Below are 7,804 nucleotides of genomic sequence, written 5' to 3'. Positions count from 1 at the left end.
TCCAGATGGGACCAATTTCTTTGATATTAAAGCAGAGAATTTTGAGTTGGTAGATTATGACCCTGTTAAGCCGCAGTTGAAGTTTGACCTAGCCGTTTAATACTCTTAGAAAATCTCTTCAAACTACGTCAGCGTCAGTTTCATCTACAACCTCAAAACCATGTTTTGAGCTGACTTCGTCAGTTCTATCTACAACCTCAAAACAGTGCTTTGAGCAACCTGCGGCTAGCTTCCTAGTTTGCTTTTTGATTTTTATTGAGTATAAAATACAAGAAATACCTCGATTTTCAAGTCGAGGTATCTTTTTTTACATTTGGACAATCTTGCGATAACTTCTTGAAGTAATCATGAAAATCAGCACATAGGCGATGAGGAAGATAGCGCAGATAGACAAGGTCACAATCAACATCATATTCGTATCTATTACACCAATCACTTTTAAAATCAGACTAAGCATATGGTAGGCAAAGGCTAGATGTATGAAGGCAAAAAGCAAAGGAAGGAAGAAAACAGTTAAAACCTGTTTGTTGATGGTTTGCTTGATTTGCTTTTGATCTAAACCGACTTTCTGCAAGATAATAAAGCGTTCACGGTCTTCATAGCCTTCAGAAATTTGTTTGTAATAGATGACCAGAACGGTTCCGACCATAAAGATAATGGATAGGAAAATACCGATAAAGAAGACACCACCAAAGAGGGCACTCATCTGAGAACTAGCATCTGCTAGATTGCTACCATAAACATAGCTACCTTCTGTGTCTAATTGAGCATTAAATTGATTGAGGTATTTTTCATACTCCTCAGCGACCTTGAGTTGTTCTTCTTCACTGACATTTATTACATTCATACCACCGTAAAACTGATTATAGATAGCCGAATCTGGGAATTGATCCAAAAAGGCTTGTAAATCAGGAACAACAAGGTAATTGTAATCAGTAGTCAAGATATTAAACTGATTTGGAACATGGTTCACAATGAAATCTTTATTAAATTCTTCTTTGACAGAAAATTGATGATCATTTAGAGTTAGAGCTTTCTGTCCTTTCAGTCCGTCATTTTTGGCAAAGAGACCAACCTCATTTCCTGATAGAGACAGTTTTTGACCAGTCATATTTTCATAATCTTTTTGGTCAAATACCATGAAAACTGTTTTTGGTTGGACACGGTTTTGTCCTTTTTCAAAAATAGTTAACTTGGTTCCTTCTTGATTTGCAATACCAAAGTTACTGTAACGAAGCACTTCTTTCTCTTTGACACTATAACCTTTGTCACTTGCAAACTGGCTCAAGAGTTTGTCCAAATCTTCTTTTTCAACATTTTTTCCAGTAATGCCAAAGTCATGCGGATTCATCACTTTTTTAAAGGATTCTGAGGCATTGAAAATACTAGTCGCTGCTGACATGGTTACCAAAACCATTGTTGACAAAATAGCGATGGTTGCTAGTCCAACCGCATTTTTCTTCATACGGAAAATCAAGTTGGAAACAGAGATGAGGTTATTAGGTTGGTAATAGTATTTCTTGTTTTTCTTTAAGATTTGTAGGAAGACTGTAATCCCTGCATTAAACAATAGATAAGTACCAAAAATAACCAGCAAAACAGCTAGGAAGAAAGTTGTTAGGGCTGTAAGAGGATCGGTTACCGTAAGGGCAAGATAATAGCCAATCCCTAAACTTATGGAACCAAGAATAGTTTGGAGAGGTAGGAAACGACCTCTTTTCTCTCCGCTTGCTTTCTCACGCGAGAGCTGGAGGGCATTCATACGGGCGATTCGAAGGGCATTCAGGAACATGAGCCCTAGGAAAATCAATCCAAAGACAACAAGTACTGCAATGACAACATTCATTTGGAAGGTAGCGACCAGCTCAACCTTCAATTTCATTAGTTTGAGCAGGAAAGCGAAAATTAACTTGTCAAACAAGGCTCCAATACCGATACCCGCTCCAACAGTTAGAATCCCAAATACCACTAACTCCTTAAAGGTCATACTGATCAGGTGACGCTTCTCCAAGCCTAACATGCCATATATACCCAGTTCCTTGGAACGGTTTTTCATGACAAAACTATTGGCATAGAGGACGATAATGGCTGACGCAAGGGTAACGACAAACATACCAAATCCAAGTGTTGCTTGAATGGTGGTTCCTCCACGGATTTCCGCAATCTTTGGATTGAAGGTTAGGGAGTAAAAGAGATAGGTGATGGTGACTGCCAAGAGAACAGCCAGTGCAAAGGGATAGTAGAGTTTGCGGTTTTTAATCAGGTTCGATACCGCTAACTTATTGGTTAATCGAAACATACTAATTCACCTCGCTTGCCATGACAGTCAAGGTATCAGAGATTTCTTGGAACATCTGACGCTCTGTCTTTTCTCCACGGTAGATTTGATTGTAAAGAATGCCGTCTTTGATAAAGAGTACGCGCTTGGCTCTGCTTGCTGCTGCTGTGGAGTGGGTTACCATGAGAATGGTTTGGCCGCGCTCATTGATTTCATCAAAGACATCAAGTAAGGCTGCAGATGATTTGGAGTCAAGGGCTCCTGTTGGCTCATCCGCAAGGAGAATTTCAGGTTCTGTGATGATGGCGCGGGCTACTGCTACACGCTGTTTCTGACCACCAGAAATCTCGTAAGGGTACTTCTCTTGCAATTGGTTGATACCTAGATTCTCAGCTGTCACCACCAATTTCTTCATCATCTCTGTAATAGGTCTTCTTGACAAGACAAGCGGAAGCAAGATATTGTCCTTTACAGATAGAGTATCTAGCAAGTTAAAGTCTTGGAAGACAAAGCCCAACTTTTCACGACGGAAGCTAGAGGCCTGTGAATTTTTAATGGTTGCGGTGTCAGTTCCATTCAAGTAAACCTGACCACGACTTGGTTTATCCAGCATAGCTAGAATATTGAGAAGAGTTGATTTACCAGAACCAGACTCACCCATGATGGCAACGTAGTCACCCTTTTCGACGGTAAAGTGAATATCCTTGAGGGCTTCTACTTGGTTGCCCTGAAAACGTGTTTTATAAATTTTTTGAACGTGTTTTACATCTAAAAGTGTCATGAGAATCTCCTTTCTTAATATCCCATCAAATGAAATGTTGCTTGCATCATAGCGCATCCCAGTTGAACACGCTCGATTTCTTTGTGGCTTGGTTGTTTTGAAAATTTTTCTTGAAATAATTTTTTCATGTTCTTACTCCTTTGTTCTTTATGAGTCTAGTTTACATCAAAAAAAGACCGCTTGCCATAACCTAACCTTACAAAAGAGACTTTAATCTTACATTTTTGTAAGATTGGGGGAAATGTAGGCAAAATTACTTAGAAAATGATTTGACTTCCTATTTTAAAAATTGTAAAATATAAGTGTGAAAAGGCTTACTTTGGAAAGGAGGAAGCAGAAACTATCATTTGAGTAAGCTTACCTAGATGACACACCATTAAATTGAACACTTGCAAGTCGTTCAACCTATAAGGAAAGAAGGTGCGCTTTAATGAAACACAAAGAACATATGCTCATCGGACTTCTCTATCTCCTCTCTCCATTCATCGGTCAGCTCTTAGTTGAAAAGACATACTTTATCGGTACAAGAATTACAGCTACTGCTTATGCTATTTGCTGGCTATCAGTTGTTATCAGTATCCATCATTTATCAAAAAATGTATTGTCTCAGCATGAAAAATCAGATTAGAAATCTAAGTTCAAAATAATATTTTTAGTTTACAGATGAGACTGGCGAAATATTATTAAAAGTAAAAAAGCTTTAAATCAAGCAGTTTAGACTATTGATTTAAAGCTTTTTGCTTATTCCAAATCTTCTGTAGAACCTCACCAAAACCATCCATCATTTTCGTCAATAGCTTGGGCTTCTTTGCGTTTACGTGGGCCTGTTCCGTACATTTCTGCTTCGATTTCTTCCTTGGTAGGCATGATAGAGGCTAGTATAATATAGATAATCACGCCAAGTCCAAAGTTTGCGACTGTAAAAATAGCAAATAGAAAACGAACAAGGGTAACATCAAAGTTCCACTTATCTGACAAACCTGCCAAAACTCCTGAAATCATGCGATTTCGTCTCATTTTATAAAATTTACTGTTCATGATATTTCCTCTTTCTGCTAGGTTAGTCATAGTATATCACGGGTAGGCTCGGCTTTCATCAGTCCTCAGGCTGATTTACTAGTAGCAATTTACCTCTACAAACTCCGCAGCGATAGCGTTTGGTATCAATCCTTCGTTTGCGATGATACCTTTGCTGGCAGGATTGACAACGATAGAGCTTGAGTGGTTTGGATTTGCTATTTGGCAAGGTGGGTACAAAGCGTAATCCATCCACTGCTTTCAAAAGTTCCTTAAAATCCCGATCCTTGTGTTGATAGCCCTTCCCTTGAAAATAGAGGTGATAATGACAGAGTTCATGTCGGACAATTTTCCTAAAAACATCCAGACCCAGTTCCTGATAAACCTTTGGGTTGAAATCCAAATGCCCATCTTTTGGGAAAAATCGCCCACCTGTCGAACGTAGACGCCTATTCCACTGGACATGATGGATAAAAGGTCTGCCGAAGTCTTCTAGCGAAACATGCTTGACGTAATCAGTCAGTTTCATTTGGAGCTAGAAGCGACAGATTGACTTTTTCACGTTCAGTATCAATTTTCTTAACCCAAACGGTCACCAAATCACCAACGGATACCACTTGGCTAGGGTGTTTTATAAACTTGCGACTCATGTGGGAAATATGGATCAAACCGTCCTCATGAATCCCAATGTCAACGAAGGCACCAAAGTCAACTACATTACGCACCACACCTTCCAGCTTCTGTCCGACTACTAAATCTTTGATATCTAGGACATCTTGGCGAAGTACAGGTGCGTCAAAGGAATCACGGAAATCTCGACCTGGTTTGAGAAGATCGGCAATGATATCTTTAAGAGTTTCTGGGCCAAGGTCTAGTTCTTGCGCCATTTCCTTGACTGAAAGCGACTTGAGTTTGCTTTGTGCTTCTTCATTCAAGTCCTTGATATCCAAGCGTTTGAAGAGCTCCTTAACGGCAGTATAGTTCTCTGGGTGAACTCCTGTATTATCGAGGATATTGCTACTTTCAGGGATACGTAGGAAACCAGCAGCCTGCTCAAAGGCCTTAGCCCCCAAACGAGGAACTTTCTTAATTTGAGCTCGTGAAGTGATTTTTCCTTCTTCTTCACGGTATTTGACGATATTTTCAGAGATGGTTTTATTGAGTCCAGCTACGTGTGAAAGAAGAGCTGGGCTGGCTGTATTGACATTGACACCGACTTGGTTCACCACGGTATCCACGACAAAGTCCAGACTTTCAGACAGTTTCTTCTGACTGACATCATGCTGGTATTGACCGACACCGATTGACTTAGGATCGATTTTGACCAATTCAGCAAGGGGGTCCTGCAAACGACGGGCGATAGAAATAGCAGAGCGTTTTTCAACGGTCAAGTCTGGAAACTCCTGACGAGCAAGTTCGCTGGCAGAATAGACCGAAGCACCACTTTCATTTACGATGACATAACTAACCTCAGGAAAATCTTTAAGAACTTCCGCCACAAAGGCTTCACTTTCACGACTAGCAGTACCATTTCCGATGGCAATAATCTCTACACCGTATTGACCAATCAAGTCTGCCAAATCTTTCTTGGCTTCTTCGATTTGACGAGCTGATGCTGGTTTAACAGGATAAATGACCTGAGTTGTCAGCATTTTCCCAGTTGCATCAACGACAGCTAGCTTGGCACCTGTACGAAAGGCTGGGTCAAATCCAAGAACCATGCGCCCTTTTAGAGGAGCAACCAAGAGAAGATTGCGCAGGTTGTCAGAAAAGAGTTGAATAGCTCCCTCTTCTGCCTTCTCGGTTAATTCTGTACGAATACGGCGCTCGATAGCAGGCAAGACCTTTTTCTTAACGGATTGCTGAACAACTTCATCAATATAAGCATTTTTCACCTTGAAACGAGTAGCAAAAAAGGCAAGAATACGGTCCGTCGCATGTTCAAAACCGATCTTCAAGACACCTAGCTTCTCCCCACGATTGAGAGCCAAGGTACGATAACCCTGCATATTTCCAACCGTCTCTGAAAAATCATAATAAATCTGAAAAACCTGCTTTTCATCAAGACTTTCATCCTTGACTTGAGAAGTGAGTTTAGAGTGTCTCAGCACCTCTTGATAAGTCATGGAACGCAAGGTCACATCTTCCGATAAGGCTTCGACTAAGATATCAACTGCACCAGCCAAGGCGTCTTTCCCAGTCACAAATCCTTCACAGATGAACTTTTCAGCCTCTTTCTCTAAGTCAGTTACATTCTGCAAAATCAGGCGAGCAAGTGGGAAGAGTCCAGCTTCACGAGCAATGGTTGCCTTGGTTCGACGCTTTTCCTTGTAAGGTAGGTAGAGTTCTTCAACGTCTGCTAATTTTTCGGCAGCTAAGATAGCTTCTTCCAACTCCTTGGTCAACTTGCCTTGTTCTTGAATCTTAGCTAAGACAGCTTCCTTGCGGTCATTGAGATTGGTCAGACTTTTATCCAAGTCGATAATGGCCTTAATCGCCACCTCATCCAGACTACCAGTCATGTCCTTGCGATAACGCGCGATAAAGGGGATTGTCGCCCCTTCTGCTGTCAAACTTAGAACAGTATCGATTTGCTTTAAAGTCACTCCCAAATCTTGGGAGATTTTTTCATATTTTTTATCCATGAATCTATTATACCACAAGCTAAACATTTCAAATTAACTCGTAGAACATTTAAAAAATATGTAGGGAATAGATTTATATGCTACAGCGCAATAACTTGCACTTAAAGAGCATTGCCACCTTTTTTTAACCAAGCCATGATATCAAAAGTATTTAATGGATCAGACATAATAGCCAGTTCTGGAAGATGTTCCTGACCTGGAATAACACATTGACTTTTCAAATTTTTATATGGACGATTGACTAAAATTAATTTATTAGAATAAGGAAGATTATCCATCTTATTTAAAATTTCTTCACTAGCTGAATCTTTATTATCAAATTTAAAATATAGATTATCCCAATTTATGCGTTTTTTCTTTTTTCCCACTTAGTCCGTGCTTCTTCAATACTAGAATAATGTAGAAAATGAATATCTATATCCCCTAAGTGCCCCAAAGGATAAACTTCATGGGTCCAGCTCGGTGAAACAAGTTCCTCTTCGAAAACAAGTTCTTGTTCCATATAGTACCGAAAATCCTTTGTAAGTTTATAATAATCATCAGGAAGAATAAATAAACCAACAAAAGGTGTTCTATATTGGCTTTACAATAATAACTTCTATATCTTTAAATGTTTGTCTATCAACTATTAATAAAGACTCTAATAAACTATTTTTATCTCCTTGATGTAATAAAATAACACTGATTAAGCAAGTCAATTTTACTACCTCCTATAATTTTCTGATAATGATTTTCTTCTTATTTCAATTATATAATCATTTAGTTTTAAAAAAGCGTTCCAAACATTCAAAAATAGTTGGGACTTCCCTTAATAAATCTGTTCCTTTCTTTTTCAAGATAGCCCATGCTTGCTCAATAGGATTCAAATCTGGTGAATAAGGTGGTAGAGGTAAGAAAAAGTGTTTATCTTGGATGCAGAGTTCATCCAAAATGTTCTTGGGATCAAAACTAGCATTGTCCATGATAATAACATGAGGTGTCTTCAAAGCAGGGAGGCGTTGCGTTTTGAACCACTCCACAAAGAAATCGCTTGTCATGCTGTGCTTGTAAATCATGGGAGCTATAAACTCTCGGTCTACTTGT

7 protein-coding genes and 2 pseudogenes are annotated in these 7,804 nt (G+C 39.3%); 2 read left to right on the top strand and 7 right to left on the bottom strand.

Annotation, left to right across the window (positions count from 1 at the left end; translation table 11 throughout):
• A pseudogene (locus HT703_RS11005) lies at positions 1-100 on the top strand (thymidylate synthase); the annotation flags it as partial.
• Between the two features lie 207 nt (positions 101-307).
• On the opposite strand, the gene HT703_RS11000 reads toward HT703_RS11005, so the two are convergent.
• Positions 308-2,299 carry an ABC transporter permease gene (locus tag HT703_RS11000; RefSeq protein ID WP_054392677.1) on the bottom strand — a complete coding sequence of 664 codons (1,992 nt, stop codon included), beginning with the start codon at positions 2,297-2,299 and terminating at the stop codon, positions 308-310.
• A gap of 1 nt (position 2,300) precedes the next feature.
• Positions 2,301-3,059: an ABC transporter ATP-binding protein gene (locus HT703_RS10995; RefSeq protein WP_000173358.1), complete on the bottom strand. Its 759-nt coding sequence runs from the start codon at positions 3,057-3,059 to the stop codon at positions 2,301-2,303.
• Between the two features lie 430 nt (positions 3,060-3,489).
• Between HT703_RS10995 and HT703_RS10990 the strand changes: the two genes are divergently transcribed.
• Positions 3,490-3,687 carry a hypothetical protein gene (locus HT703_RS10990; protein WP_023934014.1) on the top strand — a complete coding sequence of 66 codons (198 nt, stop codon included), beginning with the start codon at positions 3,490-3,492 and terminating at the stop codon, positions 3,685-3,687.
• A gap of 137 nt (positions 3,688-3,824) precedes the next feature.
• Here the strand turns inward: HT703_RS10990 and HT703_RS10985 are convergent, their stop codons facing one another.
• The 5 genes and pseudogenes from HT703_RS10985 to HT703_RS10965 all read right to left on the bottom strand — a co-directional run.
• On the bottom strand, positions 3,825-4,097 hold the full coding sequence (locus tag HT703_RS10985) for a PspC domain-containing protein (protein ID WP_054392680.1): 273 nt from the start codon (positions 4,095-4,097) through the stop codon (positions 3,825-3,827).
• A 58-nt stretch (positions 4,098-4,155) separates the two neighbouring features.
• Entirely contained in the window at positions 4,156-4,605 is a 450-nt protein-coding gene (locus HT703_RS10980; protein WP_054392685.1) for a SprT family protein, read from the bottom strand.
• On the bottom strand, positions 4,592-6,721 hold the full coding sequence (locus HT703_RS10975; protein ID WP_054392689.1) for a Tex family protein: 2,130 nt from the start codon (positions 6,719-6,721) through the stop codon (positions 4,592-4,594). Before HT703_RS10975 ends, HT703_RS10980 begins: the two co-directional genes overlap by 14 nt.
• A gap of 101 nt (positions 6,722-6,822) precedes the next feature.
• Positions 6,823-7,301: pseudogene (locus tag HT703_RS10970) on the bottom strand (DUF1919 domain-containing protein); the annotation flags it as partial.
• Between the two features lie 175 nt (positions 7,302-7,476).
• Positions 7,477-7,804: transposase (locus HT703_RS10965; RefSeq protein ID WP_172930088.1), on the bottom strand; the 328-nt coding region annotated here is incomplete at its 5' end.

It is taken from the genome of Streptococcus sp. 3874 (assembly GCF_013276425.1).
Lineage (GTDB): Bacteria > Bacillota > Bacilli > Lactobacillales > Streptococcaceae > Streptococcus > Streptococcus pseudopneumoniae.
This window is presented reverse-complemented; position numbering and strand designations above follow the sequence as displayed.

Excerpts from the sequence above, each read along its gene's own strand:
- HT703_RS11000 (WP_054392677.1), bottom strand. The coding sequence starts at position 2,299 with ATGTTTCGATTAACCAATAAGTTAGCGGTATCGAACCTGATTAAAAAC.
- HT703_RS10995 (WP_000173358.1), bottom strand. The coding sequence starts at position 3,059 with ATGACACTTTTAGATGTAAAACACGTTCAAAAAATTTATAAAACACGT.
- HT703_RS10990 (WP_023934014.1), top strand. The coding sequence starts at position 3,490 with ATGAAACACAAAGAACATATGCTCATCGGACTTCTCTATCTCCTCTCT.
- HT703_RS10985 (WP_054392680.1), bottom strand. The coding sequence starts at position 4,097 with ATGAACAGTAAATTTTATAAAATGAGACGAAATCGCATGATTTCAGGA.
- HT703_RS10980 (WP_054392685.1), bottom strand. The coding sequence starts at position 4,605 with ATGAAACTGACTGATTACGTCAAGCATGTTTCGCTAGAAGACTTCGGC.
- HT703_RS10975 (WP_054392689.1), bottom strand. The coding sequence starts at position 6,721 with ATGGATAAAAAATATGAAAAAATCTCCCAAGATTTGGGAGTGACTTTA.